The organism is Deltaproteobacteria bacterium HGW-Deltaproteobacteria-4 (genome assembly GCA_002841765.1).
In the GTDB taxonomy this organism is placed as follows: Bacteria; Desulfobacterota; Desulfuromonadia; order Desulfuromonadales; family UBA2197; genus UBA2197.
Genome location: PHAV01000005.1, coordinates 116,767 through 141,224, shown reverse-complemented (window position 1 = coordinate 141,224; position 24,458 = coordinate 116,767). Strand labels below are relative to the sequence as shown.

The following is a 24,458-nucleotide window of genomic DNA, read 5'->3' as shown; positions in this document are numbered from 1 at the left end:
TAAAACGGGGCAGCGGCAGCTGCCCCGTTTTATTGATAGTTTGAAATTATTCGCCACGAATAATTTTGAGAATAGCCGGATTCTTTTCACCCTCGGCCAAAATAGTATGGCAATTGTCGCAGTCGGAAGAGATGATTTCGCCCGTATCGGATTCATGCTCACCGCTATGGCAGCGGAAACAGCCTTTGTCAAAGTCCGGCCCGTGCTGCAGCAGCGAGGTGTAGTTCCCCCAGCCGATATTCATATCGGGGAAGACATTCTCACCATAAGCAGCCTGAACCCCGGTGATCGACTGGAGAAACTGTGCCCCCTTCTGTTTCACGATCTCCGGATAATTCTGCTGATAAAAAGCCTGCAAATCAGCAGCAATCCCGATCTTGGCAGCCGCAGCGCTCTTGTAGCTCTTGTTGGCAGCCTTCAGCGCTTCGCGCTTGATGAACGGAAGATCTCGCGGAATCTTTCCTTCTGCAAACTTGAGATCAATCGCTTCCTCGGCCGAAAGGTAGATGTGCGACGGACGGTTGTGACAATCGATGCAGTCCATGGTTCGCACCTCGAATTTGCTTTTTTCACCTTTCCCACTGTCGAGTTTGGCGCCGGAGCGGAAGACTGTTTTGGTGCCGTCCCCCCGGGTGAGGGTGACTTCGGAGATCACCTGCCGCGCTGCATCCGAAAGATATGTGATCGTATTTTCCGGAGAGACGTGCCAGTGAATGCCGTGTGAACTTACCGCCCGGTCGCCGGCCGAACCGATCTTCATCATCAGCACAGTATTGGTTTTGGAATTAACTTCGTCGTCAAGGGTATGTTCACGTATAACCAGTTTCTCGCCATGAAAAAGTTCGGGGCGATGACACTCTTCACAAGTTTCCCTGGCCGGGCGCAGGCCGTGCACCGGAGTCGCAATCGGCCGGGGGTAGGTATTGAGAGCAACGGCCACGAGCTGACGCGTCCCGGAAAGTTTAGATTTGACAAACCACTCTGCCCCGCTGCCGATATGACATTCAACGCAAGGGACACGGGAGTGCGGTGAGCGTTTGTAGGTCTCATACTCGGGATTCATGACCGTGTGGCAAAACTGACCGCAGAATTCGACCGACTCCATGTAGTGGTAGCCACTGTACGCGAGGACGCCGAAGACGCCGATATTGACAACGGTCAGAGCAACACCGAGAACAATGAGCTTCTTTATCCGGGCAAAGCGTAGCGGATCGCTGACCTGCTCCTGGAGATACTCCATGGTGAAGAGTTGGACTTCACGGCTCCCCTTGAAGAAGAAGAGGCCGACAAAGATCAGAACCAACCCGAAGATTAAAACCGGGCCGAGGATCATATAGATAAAGAAACCGTAGTATGCGTTGGTGACATAACCCAACAGATCAAGGATGATCGCTCCTAGCAGTATCGGAAAGACACCCATGGTGATGAGCGCTCCCCAGCGAGAAGCCTTGCTCTGTTGAATCCCTTTGAATAATGACAAGATGACGCTGGAGAGACTGGCCATAGCTTAGCAATCCTCTTCTGTTTTAAAATTAAACAAGTCAGGCGCTCATTATCAAACACATTTTATTTTTCCCCAACCTAATTTTTCCTAATCTCCTGAAGAAACGTCATTATCAACCAGCGGCAAGTCAAATTAAGGAGGTCACCGACAAAACTTCTTTTCACCTTCGACTTTGCCGGACAGGAGATTACAACGCGGACTCCTTGATTTATACCAGAGAATTCCCTGAACCTAAGTCAATCCCGCAGAAAAACATTCAGCTTCATAAGGCCTTTGCTCTAGCGAAGCGAACTTTCCCCAAAGGACACAGGTGTTTTGTTGACTTTGCCCTGACGACACGTAAAATACATATGAGAGGAAGGTTAATTTCTGCTTAGCCCCGGAAAGGATTTTAACATGGGATCAAAAGGTCGCGAAATTATTGGCATGGATGTCGAGGTCCTGCTGGATCTGCTACGGCGCGCCTACTGCGATGAGTGGCTCGCCTATCACCAATACTGGCTGGGCGCCAAATTGGTCAAGGGGCCGATGAAGGATGCGGTCGGCGCGGAACTTTTACAGCATGCGACGGAAGAGTTACTGCACGCCGACATGGTCGCCATGCGCATCATTCAACTCGGTGGCACCCCGCCGACCAAGCCGGAAGATTGGTACAAACTGACCAACTGCGGTTATGATGCGCCCGATGATCCCTTCGTCAAGACGCTTTTGGTGCAGAACATCAAAGGCGAGCAGTGCGCGATCACGACCTATAAACACCTTCTCGATTTAACCAGAGAAGCGGATCCGGTTACCTACAACATGGTCCTGCAGATTATCCAGCAGGAAGTCGAACACGAAGAGGATCTGCAATCCCTCCTCGAAGATTTCAATCTCATGATCGGTGCGATGAAATAAGTTCTTCAACCCCTCACAGGAGTGCCCCATGCCCGAACTCAAAGGAAGTAAAACCGAACAGAACCTGCATGACGCCTTTGCCGGAGAATCGCAGGCGCGCAACAAGTACACCTATTTTGCCAAGGTGGCACAAAAAGAAGGCTACGAAAGAATTGCCGCCTACTTTCTCGAAACCGCCGAGAATGAGATGGAACATGCCAAGCTCCACTTCAAGCTCCTGAACGGCATCGGCAACACCGCTGACAACCTGCGGGCGGCCGCGGCCGGCGAGATGGACGAATTCAGCGAGATGTATCCGCGTATGGCGCAACAGGCCAGGGAAGAAGGCTTTCCGGAAATCGCCTTTCTCTTTCAGGCAATCGGCAAGATCGAAAAGGCCCATCAGGAACGCTATCAAAAACTCCTGGAAGAGCTCGAAGCCGGGACCCTCTTCAAGCAGGAAGAGTCAGCCCGCTGGCGCTGCCGCAAATGCGGTCATCTCCATGAAGGCGTCGAAGCCCCGAAGGTCTGCCCGGTCTGCAAACATCCGCAAGGCTACTTCGAACTCGTCGAAGAGCACTACTAACCGGACCGAACCACCGGCTCCCCAGATAAAAGCGCCCCCCGGAATGATGGCAAAGTTCCAGGGGGCGCTTCTTTTTATTTTAGGTACTTTTCACGCAGGGCGACCTTGTTAATCTTGCCGACGCTGGTCTTGTCGATCGCCTCAATCAGACGTACCTTCATCAGCACCACCTGCTTGTTCACCACCCCGGTCTCGGCATACTCCCGCACATGATGATTTAACTCCTTTTCAGTGAGCTCATGCCCGGCCTTGGCGACGACCAGAGCCAAGGGCCGTTCCCCCCACTTGTTGTCAGGCAGAGCAATAACCGCCACCTCGGCCACGGCGGGATGATGGGCGAGAATATCCTCCAACTCCAGGGAGGAGACCCACTCCCCCGCGACCTTGATGACATCCTTGGTCCGGTCGGTAATCCGCACATAACCACTTGCATCGCGAACTGCCACATCATTGGTATGCAGATACCCTCCTTCCCAGAGGCGCTCTGAAGCTTTCTGCTCCTTGAGATATCCCTGAGTCAGCCACGGCGCCCGCACGACAATCTCGCCGGGGCTGACACCGTCCCAGGGGAGTTCCTTCATCTCTGCATCGACAATCCGCAGATCGACCAACGGTAGAGCCAGTCCAGTCTTGCAGCGAATCACTGCCTGCTCTTCAGCGGAGAGAGCAAGCATCTCCCTGGTGAGCTGCGAAAAGGTCAGGATCGGGCAGGTTTCTGACATGCCATAGCCACTGAAGACATCGATGCCATGACTCAGCGCCTCCAGACAGAGAGAGCGCGGGAAGGCGGCACCGCCGATGATCACCTTCCAGGCAGAGAGATCGACCGTTGCGGCGTGCGGATGTTTGAGGAGCATGTGCAGAATTGTCGGCACACAGTGTGAAAAGGTCACTTTCTCCCGGTCGATCAGCGACAGGAGATGATCGGGCAGATAGCGCCCCGGATAGACCTGTTTGACCCCGAGCATCGTCGCTACATAGGGCATCCCCCAGGCATGAACATGAAACATAGGCGTCAGCGGCATATAGACATCGTCGCGATGAAAGCTCCCCTGGGTTTTGGCACCGAGGGTCGCCAAAACGCCGAGGGTATGGAGGACGAGCTGCCGATGGCTGAAGTAAACCCCCTTGGGGAGCCCGGTCGTGCCGGTGGTATAAAAGGTCGTGGCGCGGGTATTCTCGTCAAAATCCGGGAAGGTAAAGTGATCAGTCGCCGCTTCGAGGAGGGCTTCATACTCCCCAACAAAGGGGATCGAAGACTCCGGCTGCACGGCGTCATCGCTGAGGAGGACATAACCGTGACTCAACTCGATGCGGCCGCGAATCTGCTCCAGGATCGGCAAAAAATCGCTGTGGACGAGAATCAGGTCATCTTCGGCATGATCGACCGTATAAAGGATCTGCTCCGGTGAGAGGCGGACATTAACCGTATGGAGGACCGCGCCGAGCATCGGCACGGCAAAGAAGAGTTCGAGATAACGATGGCTGTCCCAGTCCATCACCGCCACTGTATCGCCGCGCTTGACCCCGAGGGCGGTCAGGGCACCCGCCAGAGACTGAATCCGCCGATGCAGGTCACGGTAAGTGTGACGCACTTGATCACGATAGACGATCTCCTGCGCCGGGTTATTGACAATCGGCGTAGAAAGAAGATTCTTGATCAGCAAGGGATAATCGTAAGCCGAGGGGGTGCGGACAATGAGATTTTCGGGCATGAGGGGGCTCCTGCGGGAAGAAAATTAAGCCGATCAGGCAACCCGTTATAACATTTTTTATCCGGAGCTTAAAGGATCATCACCAGAATCTTCACCGCAACAATCTTGGCGATCATCGCCAGCGGATAGACGGTGGCGTAGGCGGAGGCGGCATAAGGGGTGGCCGAGAGATTATTGGCAGCGGCAAGGCCGGAAGCGCTGGTCATGGCGCCGACCAGAACGCCGAGGAGACGGAGGAAGTTGATGCGAAAGTAAAGGAGCCCGAGAGCAGCGCCGACAGTGAGGGGGAGAAGTGTCACTGCCACCCCGGCGACAAAGAGGCTGAATCCCTGCTGTTGCAGTGTGGCAATGAGAGTGCCGCCGGCAGCGGTGCCAACCGCGGCCATGAAGAGGGCAAGACCAAGGTCGCGGATCAGGCGGTTACCAGCGGCCGGCACATCCCAGATCAGCGGCCCGGTGCTGTATAGGCTGCCAAGAAAAAGACCGGCGATAAGGACTCCGCCGGTGGTCCCGAGGGTAAAGTCGCCGAAAAAGGGGAGCGGCAGGGTAATGCGACTGAGAGCAAAGCCGACCAGAAGACCCATCAGGATCGGCAGCATACCGATCTCGTAGGTCGCCTTGACATCGTTGCCGATGATACGGGTGACATTCTCCAGCGACCGCTCGTCGCCGACTGCATGGAGAACATCGCCAAGATGGAGGCGCAGATCGATCGCCGGCGGAAGATCGATACCGTTACGGGTGACCCGGGTGATCTGCACATTGAAGACTTCCCGGACATTAAAGAAGCCCAGAGTCTTACCGACGATTTTACGGCGTGAAACGACGATGCTCTTCTTCGACAGGACACGATCAAAGGCGATCTCCTTTTCGATCGGGTGACCGAGAAAGGGGGAGATGCGCGCCAGATCATCGGGCCGACCAGCCACCCGGATGCGGTCGCCAAGGCTAAAGATCGTCCCTCCCCGCACCAGCACCGGTTCGCTCGCCCCCTGGGTCAGAAGGCGGGTAATCGTCACCGGCGCAATCGCCTGCAGCTTGAGGGAGTCGACGCGGCGGCCGGCAATCCCGGGGTTGGTGATTTCAAGGTGGATGGAGCTGATCGGCGGATTGTCCCGATCAAGTTCGGCCTTGAGGCTGGCTTCCTCCTCTTTGATCGCTCGCTTGCTCAGACGGGGGAGGAGTTGGACAAAGAGGGCAACGCCAAGTACACCGAAGCCGTAGGTGACCCCGTAAGCGGCAGTGGCAGCGCCGGGGCCGAGGAGATCGACGGCGGCAGCCAGGGCCGGAGTGCTGGTCATGCTCCCGGCCATCAAGCCGGCGACGGTGCCGGGATCAAAATCGAAGAGGAGCGATGCGCCGTAAGCAGTGAGGGCGCCGGTGGCGGCAACGGCGAGAACGCAGAGGGCCATCGCCAGACCGTGATGACGAAAGGAGTTGATGAACCCCGGGGCCGACTGCAGGGCGACTGCGTAAATGAACATGGCAAGGCCGATATTGCGGATCCCCTCGGGAAGGAGAATACCAAAGTGGCCGAAAGCAAGGGCAACGAAGATCGTCGCCGCCGGACCGATGACAAAGCCGGCAATGCGCACCTTGCCAAGGAGCTCGCCAAGGACGATGATCAACAGCAGAAGGAAGATCGGGTCATAGATCAAAGACATTGTGCCTCACTCACTAGCATTTCAATTCACCCCCGCAACGACCGCCCAGGCGAGCAGGCCATAGCGTCCGAGTTTGCCGGCGCCGACCAGAGGGATGAAGAGGGTCAGACGTACACGAAAAATCCCGGCGATAAGACAAAGAGGATCGCCGATCAGCGGCACCCAGGAGAACAACAGCGACCAGATGCCATAGCGGCCATAACGCTCCTCGGCTCTTCTCTGCGTTTCGGCATCGATGCGCAGACAGCGCCGGATGAGAAAATCGCCGCCATAACGCCCGATCAGCCAGGTCGTCACCGCCCCGAGCAGGTTGCCGAGGGTGGCAATAGAGACAAGCACAACCGGCTCGCCCCCCTTGAGGAGCAACGCCGCCAGCAGCCATTCCGAACCGAGAGGGAGGAGGGTTGCGGCGGTAAAACTCAGGGCGAAGAGGGCCAGATAGCCGGTCGCGGGGTCGAGATTGGTAAAATCCATAGTGCGGCAAATTAGTCGACTCCTGTACGCTTTGTCAAATTAGATAAACAGATACCTCCTTCGCTAAATTATTTTTCTTTGTTCCACCGGCTTTTCTGTAGACGCAACGCGCGTTCATGCCGTATCCTAAACGATCAATTCCACCACATACGTTAAGAAGAAAGGGATTCATATGGCACAGGTAAAAAAAGGGGATCGCGTCAGAATCGATTTCACCGGCAAACTGGAAGACGGCACCATCATCGATTCGACCCGCCCCGGCGAATGTGATGACGATGGCTGCGGCTGCGATGATTCGAGCTGCGAAGATAGCAGCTGCTGCTCGGATGCGGGCGACGATTGTGGTTGCGATTCGGAAGTCGGCCCGATGGAACTAACGATCGGCGAAGGCGACTTCTTTGAACTGATTGAAGAAGGTCTGATCGGCATGTCGCCGGGCGAGACCAAAACCATCGTCATTCCGGCTGTCGACGCTTTTGGCGAATACGACGAAGAGCGGGTCATGGTCATCGAGCGCAGCGAACTGCCGAGCGATCTCATTCCCGAGATCGGTGCCGAACTCGTCCTCACCGACGAAAATGACGAAAGCATGGAAGTTGTCGTGATCGATGCCGACGAGAAGACCATCACCTTTGACGCCAATCACCCCTTGGCCGGCGAAGATTTGACCTTCGACATCGAGCTCATCGAAATTCTCCCGGCCTAACCGCCACACACTGAACCTGGAAAAGGGGCGTCTGCAAACGACGCCCCTTTTCTTGTTAATAATGGCAGCCTGCCCATGACCAACGCCGCCCGACTCTCCCTCCTGACAGAACTCTCCCGACTCGATGTTGGTCTCTGTACCTTTGCCGCCCCTCTGAGGAATTACTGCACCTGGCGCATCGGCGGCCCCGCCGATCTCCTGGTCGAACCGCAAAATATCGCCCAGATTCAGCGCCTTCGCCGCTTTGCCTACCAACACGCCCTTCCCTGCGTCGTCATCGGTCAAGGGAGCAATCTCCTCTTCAGCGACGCCGGCGTACGCGGCATCGTCCTGCGCCTTGGCCAGCACTTTTCCAGTCTGCAAATCGAAGAAGAACGGATAAGAGCCGAGGCGGGGGTCTGGATCCCCGGCCTCGCCCGCAAAGCCCAACAGGCCGGATTGACCGGACTGGAACATATTATCGGTATCCCCGGCACCGTCGGCGGACTGGTTCTGATGAACGGCGGCAGCCATCGCCAATGTATCGGTGATCTGGTCGAGCGCGTCACCCTCGTCACTCCGGAAGGGGAGATTCAAGAATTGAGCGCAACAGCCTGCGACTTTTCCTACCGCCACAGCGCTTTGCAGGGAAACGGTGGAGTCGTCGTCAGAGTGGACCTCGCCTGCCCCCGCGGCGATCGCCGCGTTATCCGTCAGGCCATGCTTGCCGATCTGCGCGAGCGGCGGCAGAAGTTTCCTTTACGTCTCCCCAACTGCGGTTCGGTCTTTCTCAGCAGCGCCGCCATGCATGCCAGCGTCGGGCCGCCCGGTCGTATCATCGAAGAGCGCGGCCTCAAAGGGCGGCGGGTTGGCGGAGCGGAAGTCTCTCTGCGGCATGCCAACTTTATCGTCAACCGCGGTGGCGCCACTGCCGACGATGTCCTGACCCTGATCACTGCCATCCGCGCCGAGGTCCGCAAAGCCATCGGCTTTGAACTCGACTGCGAAGTGCGCTACGTCAACCCCACCTGCGAGATCGTACCGGCGCATCTGGCTTGCCCGCGCCCCTGAGCACTTGCTTCACAGAAAATAACGACAAAAGGCATCCTCTATGGGGTGCCTTTTGTCGTTATAGTCCTGCCACTGTCAGCAATCTATATTCAAATACCGCGCAGCAGCCAATGCCAAAGGGCGAGAGTGAGAAAAGAGAGGGGAATACCGATGCCGATCATGAGGTTGGTCAAGCGCGGATTGAGCTGATGATCGTTGGCGATGATGCCGGCGGAGATCATCGGTGCCATCGCCGCTTCGAAGATCGTCACTTGCAGTGTGGTGCCGCTGCCGCCGAGGAGGAGGACAAAGAGAAGGAACATCAACGCCGGCCCGAGGAGGAGTTTGTACAAAAGGCCGGTGCTCAGCGCCTTGAGTTCGCCGCCGATGCCGGCAAAACGAAGCTGAAATCCGACCGAGGCGAGGGCCAGGGGTGTCAGGGTATCGCCAAGGCGCTGCAGCACGATGATCAGCCATTCCGGGTAGGGGACGGGACGGAGAAGAAAGGCGATGACCAACGCTTGGAAAGGGGGGAAGAGGAGGATTTTGCGCAGCATCATCCCCGCCGAGACTGCACCGGACGAGCAGTAGGTCGCGACGGCGATACCGAGGGTGGAGAGGACGAGAAAGGAGCCGAACTGATCGACAATCAGACCGACCGGAAGAAACTCTTTACCGTAGTAAGCTTCGATCATCGGCAGGCCGACAAAGGAGGTATTTCCGAGGCCGCCGACGAGGATGAGAACGCCGATGCTGGCTTTATCGAGGCGAAGTAACTTCCCCACCCCCCAGAAGAAGGGGATGGCCGCAGCAAAGAGCAGCCACGGCATCAGGGCCGAATAGATCAGGGCCGGATCGAGTTTGAGTTTGTGAATGTGCAGGAGGGTGATTGCCGGCAGCGAAACATGAATGATAAAGGCGTTGAGGGTGGCTGCGGCCGACTCGGGAAAGCGTCCGGTCTGGCGCAGGCCGATGCCGATAAGGAAGCAGGCGATGAGAAGGACAAAATTATGCATGGACCAACTCCCGACGGATTCGTTACAGCTCTAAAAAAGGTTCCTGCATCTGCGCCAGTTGTTCGCGCAGTTCATGGATATGGCCTTCCCAGTAGCGCGAGGTATTAAACCAGCTAAAGGTCGCAGGGAAGATCGGGTCGCTCCATCGGTTCGCCAGCCAAGCGCAGTAATGGAGCATACGCAGGGCGCGCAGCGCTTCGATCAGGCGCAGTTCACGGCGGTCGAAGTCGTGGAACTCGTCATAACCGGCCAGGAGAATTTCGATCTGTCCGCGCCTGGCTTCATCATCACCGGAGAGCATCATCCACAGATCCTGCACGGCCGGCGCCATACGCGCATCGTCGAAGTCGACAAAGTGCGGGCCGTTCCCCCGCCAGAGGATGTTGCCGCTGTGGCAGTCGCCGTGCGTACGGATCAGCGCCACTTCGCCGGCCGCGGCAAAGTGGGTATCGATGGCGGCAAGGAGGTCACTGCTGACGGCGGTGTAATTAGCGAGATATTCGGGCGGGACAAAACGCTCGCGCAGGAGGTCGACGCTCTGCACCCCGAAGGTGGCGCGGTCGAGGGGCGGGCGATGGCGGAAGGGGCGAACCGCACCGATACGGTGGATGCGGCCGAGACAGCGGCCGAGGCTGAGGAGCTGCTCGGGGTCATCGAACTCCGGGGCGTGGCCGCCTTCGCGGCGATAAAGGGCAAAGTGGAAACCGGCAAAGCGGTGGAGAGTGACGTCATCCTCGCCGCAGAGGGGAGCGACGACCGGAAGTTCATGGCTGGCAAGTTCGAGGGTAAAACGGTGCTCTTCCTGGATCTGAGCGACACTCCAGCGCTCGGGGCGATAGAATTTGGCGATGAGCGGTGCGCCGTCATCGATGCCAACCTGGTAGACACGATTTTCATAGCTGTTGAGGGCAAAGGTGCGGCAATCGCAGCGATAACCGCAGCTCTCCACCGCATCCATGACCCGCTCGGGAGTAAGAGTGGTAAAGGGGTGCTCGCTATTCTTCATCTCAGCCCATCCGCCGCTGCAGTAGCGTCAGGTCGGCAAGGACCAGCGCCGCCATCGCTTCGACGATCGGCACGGCACGGGGGACGACGCAGGGGTCGTGTCGGCCCTTGGCGGCGAGGAGGGTCGGCTCGCCGCTAAAGTCGACGGTCGCCTGTTCCCGGCCGATGGTCGGCACCGGCTTGAAGGCAACCCGGAAGAGGATCGGCTCGCCGTTGCTGATCCCCCCCTGCACCCCGCCGCTGTGGTTGCTGCTGGTGCCGAGACGATCTCCCTTGCGCACAAAGGGATCGTTGTGAACCGAACCGCGCATGCGGCTGCCGGCAAAGCCGGAGCCGATCTCGAAGCCCTTGGCGGCGGGGAGTGAGAGCATCGCCTGCGCCAAGAGGGCGCCCAGCTTGCCGAAGACCGGCTCGCCGAGACCGGCCGGCACATTGCGACAGACACAGGAGATGACGCCGCCGACCGAATCGTGCTCGCCGCGGGCAGCGAGGATTTCCTCCTCCATGTTCTGCGCTGTCGGCCCATGTGGACAGCGGACGATGGTGCGGTCGACGAGTTCGCGTTGAATGGTGAGCGGATCAACAACCGGGGCATCGATCGGGCCGACACTACTCACCCAGGCGACAATCTCGATGCCGTGGCTGCGCTGCAAAAAGAGTTCGGCAATGGCACCGGCAGCGACGCGGCCGATCGTCTCGCGGGCGCTGGCGCGGCCGCCGCCACTGGCGGAGCGCAGGCCGTACTTCATCTGGTAGGTATAATCGGCATGGGACGGCCGCGGAATCTGACTCATGGCGCCGTAATCACCAGGGCGCTGGCTGCTGTTCTCGACCAGCAGGGCGATGGGTGAACCGAGGGTCAATCCCCCTTCGACGCCGGAAAGGATGCGCACCTGATCGGCTTCAGCGCGCGGCGTCGCCACCGCACTCTGTCCGGGACGCCGCCGGTCGAGCTGACTCTGGATCTCGGCCGCACAAAGCGGGAGGAGGGAGGGACAGCCGTCGACGACGACGCCGACGCCGTCGCCATGCGATTCCCCAAAGGTGGTACAACGAAAGAGGGTGCCGAAAGTGCTGGACATGGGTGCCTCCTGAGAAAAGCTAAGGGAGTATCAGCTCCGTAGGGCATCGACCTTAGCTTATTTGCGGAGGAAATTCCAGAAAGAAGCGGGGGAAGGGGAATTAGCTCAGGTCGGAACGCCGGCAGCGATCAGCAGGACGACGGCGTGGGCGGAGATCCCTTCGCAGCGCCCTTCAAAACCGAGCCCTTCGGTCGTCGTCGCCTTGACGTTGACCTGTTCGATGCTGCACGCACAAGCAAGAGCGAGCTTCTCGCGCATTTGCGGGATGAAGGGAGCGAGCTTGGGCTGCTGGGCAATGATCGTTGCATCGAGATTGCCGAGACGATAGCCGCGCTGCGTTACCTTCTCCAGCACCGTCGCCAGCAGTTTAAAGCTGTCGATCCCCTTCAAGCTGACATCGTTGTCGGGAAAGTGTTTGCCGATATCGCCGGCGCCAATGGCGCCAAGCAAGGCATCACAGAGAGCATGAACAAGGACGTCGGCATCGGAATGGCCAAGGAGGCCGAGGGGATAGGGAATGGTCACGCCGCCGAGGATCAAGGCACGCTCCTTGACCAGGGTATGAACATCGTAACCGTGACCGATGCGGATCATGACGAGGCTCCTTGGGTGGCGAGAAAGGCACTGGCGATGGACAGATCTTCGGGGGTGGTAATCTTGATATTGCGGTAACTCCCCGGCACCATGGTTACCGGATATTGCAAGCGTTCAACGAGCATCGCGTCATCGGTGCCGGTAAAGCCGTCGGCGCGCGCCTGGCCGTAAGCGGCAAGGAGGAGCCCGTAGCGAAAGACCTGCGGCGTCTGCACCTGCCAGAGAGAGCTGCGCTCCGGAGTGGCGACGATGACGCCCTCCTGTACCTGTTTGATTGTATCCTTGACCGGCACACCCAAAACCGCTGCGCCACTTTTGGCGGCAGCATTGAGGAGAGCGTCAAGGTCGGTGGCGCGCAACAAGGGGCGGGCGCCGTCGTGGATAACTACGAGGTCATCGACCTCGGCGTTGCAGCCGAGAAGACCGTTAGCAACAGAATCCTGACGGGAGGGACCACCGGCGATGATGGCACTGACCTTTTCCAGCCCGTACAGCGCGACGATTTCGCTGCGACAGTAGTTTATCTCCTCGCTCGGGACAACAATGCAGATCCGGTCGATACGGGGGTGAGCAGCAAAGAGAGCGAGGGTATGAAACAGGATGGGGCGACCGGCGAGCAGAAGATACTGTTTGTTGATGCCGGCCTGCATGCGGCTGCCGGTGCCGGCGGCAGGGATGATGGCAACGTTGGCCATAGATTCTCGCGAGGGGCTGACGGGGGATTTTAATGAAAAGACCGCTATAGCAGCGGTCTTTTTCATGCGATTGTAACTGCGGCCCCGTTGACTTTTACATGTAGGTGCCGTCGACACGGGCGGCGACGAGATCTTCCGCCGACCCCTGCGACAGGGCAATCTCCTTGACCAGCAGACGGCGGGCGTGCTCCAGCACCTTCTTCTCCCCGTAGGAGAGTTCCTTGGCGCCGCGAATCAGGCAGAGTTCCCGTAACACTTCGGCCACGCCAAAGATGTCGCCGGTCTTGATCTTGTCCTGATACTCCCGCTGCCGCCGACTCCACGAAGTCAGGACCGGGCGGATCTCCAGCGGTTTACCAAGGAGCGAGAAGACATCACGAATCTCGTCGTCCCCCACCAGTCGGCGCAGACCGACATTGTGGGCATTCTTGGTCGGAACCATAATCGTCGTGTCGGTGTCGACAATGCGCAGAATGTAAAAATCGTGGGTCTCGCCGCCAAAGTCTTTGGCTTCGATCGACTCGACGATTCCTACCCCTTGGGCCGGATAAACGGCCATTTCACCAATTTTATACATTTGTACCTCCATGCAACCTAAAGAAGATACCAGTCAAATCCAGAAAAGTCAAGTCAACACTCGAAAAAACGCGGGCTTACAGAAAGACAGAGCAATCCATCAAGCGCCATAATGGACGTGATGATCGTTGCCAAAAAGCTTGATTCTGCAACGAAATATCTTTGTCTTGCCGGGCTTTCGCGCTACAATGACGCGCCGCTTAAGGCTTAATCTTTTCAAGGAGCCCCTTCCGTGACTGCTATCCCTTCGAAACAACAAGATAAATTGTGTGCTGATACCCTGCGTTTGCTCGCTGTTGACATGGTCGAGAAAGCCAACTCCGGTCACCCCGGCCTGCCGATGGGCGCCGCCGACATGGCTTACGCCCTTTGGACCCGCCACCTCCGCCATAACCCGGCTGACCCGACCTGGCCGGATCGCGACCGCTTTGTTCTCTCCGCCGGACACGGTTCCTCCCTACTTTATGCGCTCCTCCATCTCACCGGCTACAATCTCAGCCTCGACGACCTCAAAGCTTTCCGCTCCTGGGGGAGTCGCACCCCCGGTCACCCTGAAAGTCACATGACCGCCGGCGTCGAAGTCACCACCGGGCCCCTCGGGCAGGGGATTGCCAATGCCGTCGGTATGGCGATCGGCGAACGCTACCTCGCCGCCCGTTTCAACCGCGACAACTTCCCGATCGTCGATCACACCACCTACACCCTGGTCGGCGACGGTGATCTGATGGAAGGAATCTCGACCGAGGCGATCTCCCTGGCCGGTCATCTCCGTCTCGGCAAGCTGATCTGCCTTTATGACAGCAACGGCATCTCCCTCGCCGCCGACACCCGCCTCTCCTTTACCGAAGATATCGCCGCCAAGTTTGTCGCATGCGGCTGGCAGGTTCTCGCTGTTGCCGACGGCCACGACGCCAGTGCCATCGACGCCGCCATCGTAGCAGGGAAGGCCGAGACCGACCGACCGACGCTGATCGTCGTCACCACCCACATCGGCTTCGGCAGCCCCAACCGCCAGGACAGCTGCGATGCGCACGGCTCTCCCTTGGGTGCCGACGAAGTCGGCAAGACCAAACTCAACCTCGGCTGGACAGCGACCGAACCCTTCACCGTCCCGACCGAAGCTTTGGAGATTTACCGCGCCAGTGTTGATGCTGGCGCAGCCAGTCAGTCCGCCTGGGAAAAGCTCCTCGCCGACTACGGCAATGCATATCCGGAACAGAAAGCGGAATGGGATCTCTTCCTTGGCGGCCAGCTCCCGGCCGGCTGGGACGCCGCCCTGCCGACCTATCTCCCCGGCAAAACCATCGCCACCCGCGCTGCCAGCGGTGAGATCGAGAACGCCATCGCGGCCAGCGTCCATAATCTCATCGGCGGCTCCGCCGACCTCGATCCTTCGACCAAGACCAACCTCAAGGGGAAAGGAAACTTCCAGTCGCCCCTCATGGAAGTCGCCGGCCTGCAGGGGGCAGAAAAGGGCGGCTGGGGCTACCACGGTGCCAACATCGCTTTCGGGGTGCGTGAACATGCCATGGGGGCGATCACCAACGGCCTTGCCGCGCACGGCGGACTTCTCCCTTTCTGCTCGACCTTCTTTGTCTTCTCAGACTACCTGCGTCCCTCGATCCGCGTCGCTGCCCTGAGCAAGCTGCGCGGCACCTATATCTTCACCCACGATTCGGTCGCGGTCGGCGAAGACGGCCCGACGCATCAGCCGATCGAACAGCTCGCCAGCCTGCGCGCCATGCCGAATCTTGTCATCCTCCGCCCGGCCGATGCCACCGAAGCAGTCGAAGCCTGGAAGATCGCCATGACCCGCAACGACGGACCCGTCATCCTGCTGATGAGCCGGCAGAACCTGCCGATCCTCGACCGCTCCGTCCTCGCCCCGGCGAGCGGAGTGCAGCAGGGCGCCTACATCCTCGCCGATGCCGCCAACGGCCGGCCGGAGATCATCCTCATCGCCACCGGTGCCGAACTCCATCAGGCCCACGATGCCTGGAAGGAGCTGACCGCATCCGGCGTTGCCGCCCGCCTCGTCAGCATGCCCTCCTGGGAACGCTTCGAAGCGCAGAGCGCGGAATACCGCGCCAGCGTCCTGCCGCCGACCGTAAAGAAACGTATCTCTATCGAAGCCGGCTGCACCTTCGGCTGGAGCCGCTATGTCGGCGACAGCGGCCTCAGCATCGGCGTCGATCACTTCGGCGAATCCGCCCCCGGCGATGAAGTCCTGCGCCGCTTCGGTTTCACCAGCGCCAACATCGTCGAAAAGGCCCGCCAACTGCTGCGCGGCTAGCTTCATCCGCTTTCTCACTCTGCTGCTCACCTTCTCGTCCTCCCCGTCACTGTGCTCGGGGGGGACGAGTCGTCTCGGCTCATCAAATCATATCTGATCCATTTAAGGCTCTGCTGGTCGAGGAACCGGTGATTCTACGGACGAAGGCAATCTCATACTGAACGTTCTGCCACAAAAAAAGCCGCCGCCTCGATTGATCTCAAGGCGGCGGCTTTTTTTGAAAGTGTAGAATTTTATAGAAATTTCTAAAATAACAATGTTCAAGCCTTGCTGAGCGTGACCGTTTCAGTGTTGGAGCCAAAAGAGGGAAGAATCGCCTGCACATTGACATCCGCACAATTGTAAGGGACGAAACAGACACCGGCCGGGACCGTAGCCAGGAGATGTACCGATCCTTCGAGAATCCCCTGTTTTGAAGTGATTTTGAGCTTTTCGCCGGCCTTGACGCCAAGTCCCGCGGCATCAGTCGGATTAAGGGCAATGTAGCCGCCGGGAACGACGACATGACTCGCCGCTGAGGCACTGTTGGTCGCCGCCGCATAATAAAGATCTTTACCGGCAAGGAGGACTGGAGATGGCAGCGGCTCGGCGAGCGGCATTGGCGCCGCCCGCAAAGTCGAGGGCAACGCGGAAAGAACGCTGCAACGGGCAACTTCCGCTGCCAACTGGACAGGATCGAGGACGGCAGCCGGAGCGATCCGGGCAAGGAGATCACCGAGAATTTGTTGATCGGGGCGAGCGGAGCCAACAGGGGCAATCGCCGCAGCTAAAGTACTGATCTTGTGGGCCGAGGAGGTGACAGTACCGCTCTTCTCGACAAAGGAGGCGCCGGGGAGGACAATCTGCGCCATATCAGTCAATTCCGAGGCAAGGCAATCCTGCACAATCAAGGAGTCGAGTTGAGCCAGAGCTTTTTGCCAACGCCCGCTCTCTGGAAAGGCCAAGGGGTTCGCGCCAGTAACAAAGAGAGTGCGCACTTCTCCGGTTTCAATGGCAACCAAGATCTCGCCGAGGTCGCGTCCCGAAGTCGGTGCCTTCTGCCCGCCGGGGAAGAGATCACTCGCCACCCCCATCTTCAGCAACCCCTGGCTGTTGGCACCGGCGCCGATCGGATAGAGACCGCCACTTTCACCCTGCAGGGCACCACTGATCAGCGCTAAGTTGAGAATGGCACCGATCGTCCCGGCAAACTGCGACTCGCGGTAGATGTCGCCGCCAAAGACAATGGCAACGGAAGGGGCGCGCCCGAGAAGTTCGGCGGCTTCTTCCAGGAGGGCACGGCTGACGCCGCAGGCTGCAGCCGCCTGATCGATGTTGACGCCGGCCAAAGCAGCGCGGAGTTCAGCAAGGTTCGCAACCTTGGCGGCGAGCCAGCCACTATCCGCCAGCCCCTGATCAAGGATCAAGCGAGCGAGAGCGCCGGCGACGATCCCTTCGCTGCCAGGACGACAGGTCATCGGTACGTTGGCGTACTGGCTGAGCTTAATTGTGCGGGCATTGACGACGACCATCTTTCCGTCATTTTTGCGACAGGCCTGCTGGGTCAGCCAGTCGACAGCCGGCGCTTCGGCCGTCGGATCGGCGCCGATGACCAGGACCGCCGACGCCGCAGCGATGCGATCGAGACCAAACGTCCCGCCCTGCATCCCAAAGTGGGTTTGCAGAAGATCATAGGCCCGCTGGATCCCGAACCTGGACTCGCTGTCGAAATCGTTGCAGCCTAGTCCTTGATGGAAGAGGTGCTGAAAAAGGAAAGCCTCTTCATTGGTCAGACGATTACCGGCAATACCGGCGACCTTGCCGCTTTGCAGTGCGGTGGCAGCAGCGTTCAAGGCTTCGTCCCAATCGACGCGACGCTGCCGGTTGCCACTTTTAAGCAACGGCGCGGTCAGGCGCAACGGCGAATGGACATAATCACTACCAAAGAAGCCGTTAAAGCAGAGATTTCCGTCGTTGCAGGTCACTCCGTCCGTTGAGGTCACCCGGAAGAGACGGTTATTCTTGACGTTGAGTTCGATCTGACACTGACTGCCACAGCTGGTGCAGGTGCTCGGCACCTTGCTCAGCTCCCAGCCGCGCGCCTGAAATTTGAAGGGTTTGGAAATCATCGTCCCGGTCGGACAGACTTGAACGCAGTTGCCGCAAAATTCGCACTTGGCGAGGTTCTTGTCGATAAAGGCGCGATCCCCCTTGAGATTGACACAAAGGGCATCGGCCCCGATGACTTCGTGACAAACCTTGACACACTTTTCGCACATCACGCAGCGGTTGGGAACCTGCTCAATGAGCGGCCAGCCGGTGATTGCATCGGCGTTGACATCCTCGGCAACAAAGGGCTGAGTCGTAACGTCGTGCTCATAACAGATATTCTGCAGCTCGCACTCGCCGGCAGCATCGCAGACCGGACAGTCGAGGGGATGATTGACGAGGAGGAGTTCGATCACCTGTTTGCGGATTTTACTCAGGCGCGGCGACTCGGTGGTGACCTCCATCCCTTCTTCCGCCGGAGTATGGCACGAGGCCATCGGCTTCTCGGCGCCTTTGACATCGACCACACAGATGCGGCAGGCGCCGGTGGGTGAGACCTTCTTGAGATAGCACAAGGTGGGGATGCGAATGCCGGTCTTCTCGGCCGCCGCGAGGATGGTGGCGTCCTTTTCGATCTGGACCGTCTGTCCGTTAATCTTCAGAGTGATCATGAATCGGCTCTCTCGTCTTTAAGCAATAATTCAACAAAGGATTTTGTTCCGGTCAAGGCCGGCATCCGGCAGGGCGATCTCAGGCGACCGCCACCATTCCGACGCGATAGCAACGCAGACAGCGCTCGGCTTCGCGCACCGCCTGGCTTTCCGGCATGGCGAGTTCGAGCTCATCGTAATTCTTCGCCCGTTCGGCGCCATTGATCTTCGGCTGATGTTCGCGGTGCAGGTGGCCGATAATCCCGACATTTTCGTTCGGATCGAAGGCGCCAAAGTTGTTGACGATATCCTCCATGGCATCCTCGTCGTCGAGATAAGCTTTCCCTTCGGAGAGGTAACGATGCATGGCGCGGGCGGCGCGACGTCCGTGTCCGACGGCAACGACGACAGTCATGGCACCGTACTCGCAGTCACCGCCGGCAAAGACCCCGGCGCAGTCGGTCATCATCGTGCCGCCTTTGGTAACGATACTGCTCCACTTCGTCATCTTGATGCCGAAATCTTCCGGCCCGAGATAATCGAGATCGGGATCCTGACCGATGGCGGGGATGACAAGATCGCAGGGGATAACATATTCGCTGCCGGGGACCGGCTTCGGACTGCGACGGCCGGACGCATCCGGTTCACCGAGAGCCATGACCACCACCTCAACGCCGACAACCTTGTTGTTTTCAGCGATCAGGCGGGTCGGATTACGCAGGAATTCAAACTGGACGTTCTCCTCCTCGGCATCATCGACCTCATACGGTTCGGCCGGCATCTCCTTGCGGGTGCGGCGGTAAACGAGGATCGAATCTTCACACCCTTCACGCAGGGCAACGCGGACGCAGTCAATAGCTGTATTCCCGCCGCCGACAACGATAACACGCTTCGGAGTGACAATCGGCTCACCCAGGGCGACGGCCCGCAGGTAGTGGATACCGCCGGGGGAGAAGCCTTCGTAGCCGGCATCTTCGCCTTCGACACCCATCGGTTTAGACTTGAAGGCGCCGGTGCCGAGGAAGACCGCATCATATTCTTCTTTTAACTGCTTGAGGGAGACATCACGACCAAGCTTGACGCCGTATTCGACCTCAACACCGAGACTGGCAATAATCTCGGCATCGCGGCGCAGCAGATGACGCGGCATCCGGTAGTCCGGGATACCGACCGCCACAGTGCCGCCCGGCTCGCCGAGCATGTCGATAATCTTGACCTTGTGCCCTTCGAGGGCAAGATAGAAAGCGCAGGTGAGGCCGGCAGGGCCGGCGCCGACGACAATCACCTTCTTGCCGGTTGGCGCCTTGGCAACCATCGGCGGCTGTTTGTGATGCATCCATTCGTGGTCGGCAGCGACCCGCTTGAGGACCATGATACTGACCGGTTCGTCGACAAGGGCGCGGCGACAGGCCTTTTCGCAGGGGTGCGGACAGACGCGGCCGCAGACCGCCGGGATCGGCATGTTGCGACGGATAGCCCCAAGAGAATCGTCAAAACGGTAATTTTTGATCTCTTCGATATAAGCGGGGATGTCGATATGAGCCGGGCAGCGATCCATACAAGGAGCGGTTAACTTCTCCTTATAGGCCTTGGCCGGCTGCAACGTCCGCTCACCGCGAATGTAGGCGAGATAATCAGCGCGATAATGCTTGACCGTATCAAGGACCGGGATGACCGAAGTCATACACAGGGTACATTTACAGCTTTGCAGGAGATCGCCGACCTCTTCGATGGTGCCGAGATCAGCCTCCTGCCCCTGGCCGCTGACAATCCGCGTCAGCGTATCCTGCAAAATCCGCGTACCACGTTTACCCGGGGTACATTTTGCGCAGCAATACTTCTCCTGCACCCGCGTCATATATTCGGCGGCCATGGCGACAATGTCGGTAGTGCGATCGAGGACAATGATCCCGTCCCAACCAAAGAAAGCGCCAACCTTCCCCTGTTCAAGATAAGTATCGCTCAACTTCAGCTTGAGCGAAGCAAGATCGGCATCACCGCCGCTCACTCGATGATCGACAACCTTGCGACCCCAACTGGAAAAAACAACCTGAGACAAAGCAACCTCCTGTCCGGTCCGGATAAAAGTGACTCATCCATCCGTACCGGCTACAGATGACAGACGGAACATCGTCCTGGCGCACTAAGCGCAGACGTGCCCCATTCTTGTATACAGCAGAGAGCTAAATAGCATATGAAGGTGCGCAAATCAAGGAGAAACTTCCCTGCTTAAACGCAGGAAAAGACCATAAAATCCTGAATCTTCCCCTATTTCCTTCACTAACTTTTTTCTTCTTTTAATTTATGGCAGACGGTGCAGCAACGTCGTAATCTGCCAGCGGCAGGGGAGAAATCTCCCAGCTTCGATACAGCTCCACTCCAGAGGAATGTGGTTATTTTTGACCGAGACCGAAGGAGAGCGATAATACTCGACAGTCAGAACGCCCTGTACCTTATCGCCAACGGCAGGACCTCCGGCATCGTGACGAACGTTGGTCATCTGCAGCCCCTGATCATCGCCATAAGCAGCCAAAAATGCCGGGCGGGCGTTTTCGGTAAAGAAGGTCGCCGCCAGAATCGGCCCTCCCCAGCGCAGTGACTTGGCAAATTCATGACCAATCTCCGGCCACTCATCGCGCGGCGGCCGCAACAGATTCGTCATACAACCGGAAAGGAAGATCGTGAGCAGGAGCAGAACGAGCGGCGAGCGGCGGATCATCTCCCTCCCCCTTCTATGGCATTTTGCCGCAGCAGAGATATGGTTTGCCCATAATCCGGGGTGGAGAAGACAGCACTGCCGGCGACAAAGACATCAGCCCCGGCAGCGGCAATGCGACCGATATTCTCAACCTTGACGCCGCCATCGACTTCTATCTCTACACACAGGCCTCGCTCTTCAATGCGCTGGCGCAGAGCGGCAATCTTGGCAAGGGTCGCAGGGATAAAACTCTGGCCGCCGAAACCGGGATTAACACTCATGAGCAGGACGAGATCGAGGTCGTCGAGGATAACGTCGAGAGACGCAACCGGCGTTGCCGGATTGATCGAAACTCCGGCCTTCTTGCCGAGACTCTTGATCAGTTGAATCGTGCGGTGCAGGTGCGGCACAGCTTCCTGATGGACAGTGATCAGATCAGCTCCGCCCCTGGCAAAATCGGGGATGTAGCGGTCAGGATTTTCGATCATCAGATGGACGTCGAGAGGTTTAGCCGTGATCTTGCGCACCGCATCGACCACCAGTGGGCCGATAGTAATATTCGGCACAAAATGGCCATCCATAACATCGACATGGATATAGTCGGCGCCGCCAACATCGATGGCGCGGATTTCTTCACCAAGACGGGAAAAGTCGGCAGAAAGGATCGAGGGAGAGATTTTAATCATATTGGACTCCAAAGAGAAGGTGGTCTTATGCGGAGTAATAGCTGACCAAAGCTGCAGCCAAAGCGTGCAGTGTATATTCTGCCGGTTCCACCGTCACCGGCAAGCCGAGTTGTGCACAGCGCTGACTGGTAATCGGCCCGATCGAGGCAATCGCCAGCGGCGCCAGCAGACGATGGAACTCGGCCGCGCCGAGGATGGTGTGCAAATTTTCAACGGTAGAGGAGGCAGTAAAACAGATCGCATCGATCCCGCCCGACTCCAGGGCGGCAAGGGCGTCAACCGGCGGGGTAACCGGGACAGTATTGCAGTAAAGAACCGGCGCCAACACCTCAACACCGCGGGTCGTGAGTCCGCTGATAATGACATCCCGGGCCTTGTCGACCCGGGGAAAGAGAATCTTTTCCCCCTTGCCCAGCAGGGGCGCGAGAGCGTCGACTACCCCTTCTGCCTTGTAGTCGGGAGGAACCAGATCGGCATAAATCCCAAAGGTGCGGAGAGCAGCGGCGGTCCTGGGACCGACAGCGCAGACCCGACAGCGCCCGATGGCACGGGCATCGAGCCCCAGCGCCGCCAGGCGGGCAAAGAAGAAACGGACGGCATTCCCCGAAGTGAGAATCAGCCAGGAACAGGTCGACAGTTCAGAGATCGCCGCATCGAGTTCTGCTGGATCAGCGACCGGATCGAGACGGATCGTCGGACATTCAACCACCTTGGCGCCAAGTTCTTGGAGTATCATCGAAAATTCACCGGCCTGCTCCGCTGCCCGCGTCACCAGGATAGTGCGACCGAAGAGCGGCTTGCGATCAAACCAGCTCAACTGTTCTCGAAGGGCAACGACCTCACCGACAATGATCATCGCCGGTGGCTTGAAGTTTGCGGCGGCGACGACCGCGGAAATCTCGCTCAGCGGGGCGACGAGAGTCTCCTGTGCAGGGAGGGTTGCCCAACGGATTACCGCCACCGGGGTCAGCGCCGGGCGACCGTGCGCGATCAACTCCCTGGCGATGGTGTCAAGATTGCTCATTCCCATATAAAAGACCAGGGTGCCGACGCCGGTGGCGAGCTTTTCCCAGTCGAGGGTCGAAAGTTTCTTGGCGGGATCTTCGTGACCGGTAAAGAGGCCGAGACTGGTAGTGTAATCGCGATGGGTCAGGGGAATTCCCGCATAGGCACCGGCAGCAAAAGCGGCAGTGACGCCGGGGATCACCTCGAAGGGGATGCCCGCCTGAGCCAGACAGAGCGCTTCTTCGCCGCCACGGCCAAAGACATAAGGATCCCCGCCCTTGAGTCGGGCGACGATCTTCCCCTGTCTGGCCAACTCGACCAGCAGGGTATTAATCTCTTCCTGCGGGAGATGATGCAAACCCTTGCTTTTGCCGACGTAGATCCTCTTTGCCTGGGGCGCTTCGCACAGCAATACTGGATTGGCAAGATAATCGTAAACGATCACCTCGGCGCGGCGCAGACAGTTGCGCCCACGCACGGTAATCAATCCCGGATCGCCGGGGCCGGCGCCGATAAGATAAACGATACCGGGATTCATGATGGCAATCCGTTGAAACGGGTAGGGGCGCAGCATGCTGCGCCCCTACGGTTATTCATTCCTCGCAGAGAATCAGACATCTTCCCGGTTCACGTTAAAAGTTTCGTGCTGATAGACCTCGTTGAGGATCTTGCCGGCGCCGAGAATGAGAAGATCATCCCCCAGCGAGATACCGGTCGCTTCCGCTGCTTCGACCGGACAGGTCACGGTTTTTTTCAGCATCTGCGTCCCTTCAACATCAGAAACGAAACCGGTGAGGGTGAGAATTCCGCTGTCAACTGAGCCGAAGGCGCCGATCGGAACCTGGCAGCCCCCTTCGAGCCGGCGCAGGAAGGCGCGCTCGGCCTTGACCGCCCAAGCGGTCGGCGCATGGTTGAAGAAGTCGATGAGCTCGTTGATCTCGGTATCAGCGATCCGGCTCTCGATGCCGAGGGCGCCCTGACCAATGGCCGGAATCGACAGGTCGGTCGACAGGTATTCGCTGATCTGCTTCGCGAAGCCGAGGCGATTCATCCCGGCGGCGGCAAGAACGACGGCACCGAGATCATCCTCGGTCAGTTTGCGCATGCGCGTCTCGACATTGCCGCGGATATCGACCATGACAAAGTCAGGTCGGAGATGGAGGAGCTGCGACTTGCGGCGCAACGACGAAGTGCCGATGCGGGCGCCATGCGGCAGGTCCATGAAGCTGGTGATGCCGGGGGCAAGAATGAGGATATCACGGGGATCTTCGCGCTCGGTGATACAGCGCAACCCGAGCCCGGCCGGAAAGATTGTCGGCACGTCCTTCATCGAATGGACGGCAATATCGATCTCGTCGCGCAGCATCGCTTCTTCGATCTCTTTGACAAAGAGACCTTTGCCACCGACCATCGCCAACGGCACATCAAGGATCTTGTCCCCTTGCGTCTTGATCTTGGTCAGAGTGACTTCCATCTCCGGATAACGCTTGTTGAGTTCGGCTTGAACCCAGTTGGCCTGCCAGAGTGCGAGTTGACTGGCGCGGGTACCGATACGCAGGAGTTTTCTTGCCATCTT

The 24,458-nt window shown here is 58.4% G+C and carries 21 protein-coding genes; 5 read left to right on the top strand and 16 right to left on the bottom strand.

The window, feature by feature from the left end:
- Positions 1-46 precede the first annotated feature (46 nt).
- Positions 47-1,504 (bottom strand): cytochrome C, encoded by a 1,458-nt coding sequence (locus CVU69_04790; protein ID PKN13019.1) that lies wholly within the window; start codon positions 1,502-1,504, stop codon positions 47-49.
- Positions 1,505-1,900: 396 nt separating this feature from the next.
- On the opposite strand from CVU69_04790, the gene CVU69_04785 reads away from it, so the two are divergent.
- Positions 1,901-2,401 (top strand): ferritin, encoded by a 501-nt coding sequence (locus tag CVU69_04785; GenBank protein ID PKN13018.1) that lies wholly within the window; start codon positions 1,901-1,903, stop codon positions 2,399-2,401.
- Between the two features lie 28 nt (positions 2,402-2,429).
- On the top strand, positions 2,430-2,966 hold the full coding sequence (locus CVU69_04780; GenBank protein ID PKN13017.1) for a rubrerythrin family protein: 537 nt from the start codon (positions 2,430-2,432) through the stop codon (positions 2,964-2,966).
- 74 nt (positions 2,967-3,040) lie between these two features.
- Here CVU69_04780 and CVU69_04775 read toward each other — a convergent pair whose 3' ends face one another.
- The 3 genes from CVU69_04775 to CVU69_04765 all read right to left on the bottom strand — a co-directional run bounded on the left by CVU69_04775 (position 3,041) and on the right by CVU69_04765 (position 6,819).
- Complete coding sequence (locus CVU69_04775; protein ID PKN13016.1) at positions 3,041-4,681, bottom strand: long-chain fatty acid--CoA ligase; 1,641 nt, start codon at positions 4,679-4,681, stop codon at positions 3,041-3,043.
- Positions 4,682-4,749: 68 nt separating this feature from the next.
- A complete protein-coding gene (locus CVU69_04770; protein PKN13015.1) occupies positions 4,750-6,345 on the bottom strand; it encodes a transporter in 1,596 nt (531 codons plus the stop codon).
- A 21-nt stretch (positions 6,346-6,366) separates the two neighbouring features.
- The gene (locus CVU69_04765; protein PKN13014.1) at positions 6,367-6,819 is read right to left on the bottom strand and encodes a hypothetical protein; all 453 of its coding nucleotides are present in this window, start codon (positions 6,817-6,819) and stop codon (positions 6,367-6,369) included.
- 172 nt (positions 6,820-6,991) lie between these two features.
- Between CVU69_04765 and CVU69_04760 the strand changes: the two genes are divergently transcribed.
- Entirely contained in the window at positions 6,992-7,525 is a 534-nt protein-coding gene (locus tag CVU69_04760) for a peptidylprolyl isomerase (protein PKN13013.1), read from the top strand.
- Between the two features lie 75 nt (positions 7,526-7,600).
- The gene (locus CVU69_04755; protein PKN13012.1) at positions 7,601-8,575 is read left to right on the top strand and encodes a UDP-N-acetylenolpyruvoylglucosamine reductase; all 975 of its coding nucleotides are present in this window, start codon (positions 7,601-7,603) and stop codon (positions 8,573-8,575) included.
- Positions 8,576-8,664: 89 nt separating this feature from the next.
- Here CVU69_04755 and CVU69_04750 read toward each other — a convergent pair whose 3' ends face one another.
- The 6 genes from CVU69_04750 to CVU69_04725 form a co-directional block, all read right to left on the bottom strand.
- A complete protein-coding gene (locus CVU69_04750; GenBank protein ID PKN13011.1) occupies positions 8,665-9,570 on the bottom strand; it encodes a transporter in 906 nt (301 codons plus the stop codon).
- A 22-nt stretch (positions 9,571-9,592) separates the two neighbouring features.
- A complete protein-coding gene (locus tag CVU69_04745) occupies positions 9,593-10,576 on the bottom strand; it encodes a serine/threonine protein kinase (GenBank protein ID PKN13010.1) in 984 nt (327 codons plus the stop codon).
- Between the two features lies 1 nt (position 10,577).
- Positions 10,578-11,657, bottom strand: coding sequence for a chorismate synthase (aroC, locus tag CVU69_04740; protein ID PKN13009.1), 1,080 nt, complete (start codon positions 11,655-11,657; stop codon positions 10,578-10,580).
- 105 nt (positions 11,658-11,762) lie between these two features.
- Positions 11,763-12,251, bottom strand: coding sequence for a 2-C-methyl-D-erythritol 2,4-cyclodiphosphate synthase (locus CVU69_04735; GenBank protein ID PKN13008.1), 489 nt, complete (start codon positions 12,249-12,251; stop codon positions 11,763-11,765).
- Positions 12,248-12,946 (bottom strand): 2-C-methyl-D-erythritol 4-phosphate cytidylyltransferase, encoded by a 699-nt coding sequence (ispD, locus tag CVU69_04730; GenBank protein ID PKN13007.1) that lies wholly within the window; start codon positions 12,944-12,946, stop codon positions 12,248-12,250. The genes CVU69_04735 and ispD overlap by 4 nt, the downstream gene beginning before the upstream one ends.
- A 94-nt stretch (positions 12,947-13,040) precedes the next feature.
- Positions 13,041-13,523 carry a CarD family transcriptional regulator gene (locus tag CVU69_04725; protein PKN13006.1) on the bottom strand — a complete coding sequence of 161 codons (483 nt, stop codon included), beginning with the start codon at positions 13,521-13,523 and terminating at the stop codon, positions 13,041-13,043.
- 300 nt (positions 13,524-13,823) lie between these two features.
- Between CVU69_04725 and tkt the strand changes: the two genes are divergently transcribed.
- Positions 13,824-15,815 (top strand): transketolase, encoded by a 1,992-nt coding sequence (gene tkt / locus CVU69_04720; protein ID PKN13049.1) that lies wholly within the window; start codon positions 13,824-13,826, stop codon positions 15,813-15,815.
- A 260-nt stretch (positions 15,816-16,075) separates the two neighbouring features.
- Here tkt and CVU69_04715 read toward each other — a convergent pair whose 3' ends face one another.
- From CVU69_04715 to CVU69_04690, 6 genes are all read right to left on the bottom strand, one after another.
- Positions 16,076-18,514, bottom strand: coding sequence for an NADH-quinone oxidoreductase subunit G (locus CVU69_04715; protein ID PKN13005.1), 2,439 nt, complete (start codon positions 18,512-18,514; stop codon positions 16,076-16,078).
- Positions 18,515-18,593: 79 nt separating this feature from the next.
- Positions 18,594-20,552, bottom strand: a complete 1,959-nt coding sequence (locus CVU69_04710; GenBank protein PKN13004.1) for a dihydropyrimidine dehydrogenase subunit A — start codon at positions 20,550-20,552, stop codon at positions 18,594-18,596.
- Positions 20,553-20,795: 243 nt separating this feature from the next.
- Complete coding sequence (locus tag CVU69_04705; protein PKN13003.1) at positions 20,796-21,212, bottom strand: hypothetical protein; 417 nt, start codon at positions 21,210-21,212, stop codon at positions 20,796-20,798.
- The gene (locus tag CVU69_04700; protein ID PKN13002.1) at positions 21,209-21,877 is read right to left on the bottom strand and encodes a ribulose-phosphate 3-epimerase; all 669 of its coding nucleotides are present in this window, start codon (positions 21,875-21,877) and stop codon (positions 21,209-21,211) included. Before CVU69_04700 ends, CVU69_04705 begins: the two co-directional genes overlap by 4 nt.
- A gap of 25 nt (positions 21,878-21,902) precedes the next feature.
- Positions 21,903-23,420, bottom strand: a complete 1,518-nt coding sequence (gene cobA / locus CVU69_04695; GenBank protein PKN13048.1) for a uroporphyrinogen-III C-methyltransferase — start codon at positions 23,418-23,420, stop codon at positions 21,903-21,905.
- 72 nt (positions 23,421-23,492) lie between these two features.
- Entirely contained in the window at positions 23,493-24,455 is a 963-nt protein-coding gene (locus tag CVU69_04690; GenBank protein PKN13001.1) for a hydroxymethylbilane synthase, read from the bottom strand.
- Positions 24,456-24,458: the final 3 nt, after the last annotated feature.

Bases quoted from the DNA above. Each gene is read 5' to 3' on its own strand.
- CVU69_04770 (PKN13015.1), bottom strand. From the start codon at position 6,345: ATGTCTTTGATCTATGACCCGATCTTCCTTCTGCTGTTGATCATCGTC.
- CVU69_04715 (PKN13005.1), bottom strand. From the start codon at position 18,514: ATGATCACTCTGAAGATTAACGGACAGACGGTCCAGATCGAAAAGGAC.
- CVU69_04735 (PKN13008.1), bottom strand. From the start codon at position 12,251: ATGATCCGCATCGGTCACGGTTACGATGTTCATACCCTGGTCAAGGAG.
- CVU69_04790 (PKN13019.1), bottom strand. From the start codon at position 1,504: ATGGCCAGTCTCTCCAGCGTCATCTTGTCATTATTCAAAGGGATTCAA.
- CVU69_04745 (PKN13010.1), bottom strand. From the start codon at position 10,576: ATGAAGAATAGCGAGCACCCCTTTACCACTCTTACTCCCGAGCGGGTC.
- CVU69_04705 (PKN13003.1), bottom strand. From the start codon at position 21,212: ATGATCCGCCGCTCGCCGCTCGTTCTGCTCCTGCTCACGATCTTCCTT.
- CVU69_04780 (PKN13017.1), top strand. From the start codon at position 2,430: ATGCCCGAACTCAAAGGAAGTAAAACCGAACAGAACCTGCATGACGCC.
- cobA (PKN13048.1), bottom strand. From the start codon at position 23,420: ATGAATCCCGGTATCGTTTATCTTATCGGCGCCGGCCCCGGCGATCCG.
- ispD (PKN13007.1), bottom strand. From the start codon at position 12,946: ATGGCCAACGTTGCCATCATCCCTGCCGCCGGCACCGGCAGCCGCATG.
- CVU69_04785 (PKN13018.1), top strand. From the start codon at position 1,901: ATGGGATCAAAAGGTCGCGAAATTATTGGCATGGATGTCGAGGTCCTG.
- tkt (PKN13049.1), top strand. From the start codon at position 13,824: ATGGTCGAGAAAGCCAACTCCGGTCACCCCGGCCTGCCGATGGGCGCC.
- CVU69_04725 (PKN13006.1), bottom strand. From the start codon at position 13,523: ATGTATAAAATTGGTGAAATGGCCGTTTATCCGGCCCAAGGGGTAGGA.
- CVU69_04690 (PKN13001.1), bottom strand. From the start codon at position 24,455: ATGGCAAGAAAACTCCTGCGTATCGGTACCCGCGCCAGTCAACTCGCA.
- CVU69_04775 (PKN13016.1), bottom strand. From the start codon at position 4,681: ATGCCCGAAAATCTCATTGTCCGCACCCCCTCGGCTTACGATTATCCC.
- CVU69_04755 (PKN13012.1), top strand. From the start codon at position 7,601: ATGACCAACGCCGCCCGACTCTCCCTCCTGACAGAACTCTCCCGACTC.
- CVU69_04700 (PKN13002.1), bottom strand. From the start codon at position 21,877: ATGATTAAAATCTCTCCCTCGATCCTTTCTGCCGACTTTTCCCGTCTT.
- CVU69_04760 (PKN13013.1), top strand. From the start codon at position 6,992: ATGGCACAGGTAAAAAAAGGGGATCGCGTCAGAATCGATTTCACCGGC.
- CVU69_04750 (PKN13011.1), bottom strand. From the start codon at position 9,570: ATGCATAATTTTGTCCTTCTCATCGCCTGCTTCCTTATCGGCATCGGC.
- aroC (PKN13009.1), bottom strand. From the start codon at position 11,657: ATGTCCAGCACTTTCGGCACCCTCTTTCGTTGTACCACCTTTGGGGAA.
- CVU69_04765 (PKN13014.1), bottom strand. From the start codon at position 6,819: ATGGATTTTACCAATCTCGACCCCGCGACCGGCTATCTGGCCCTCTTC.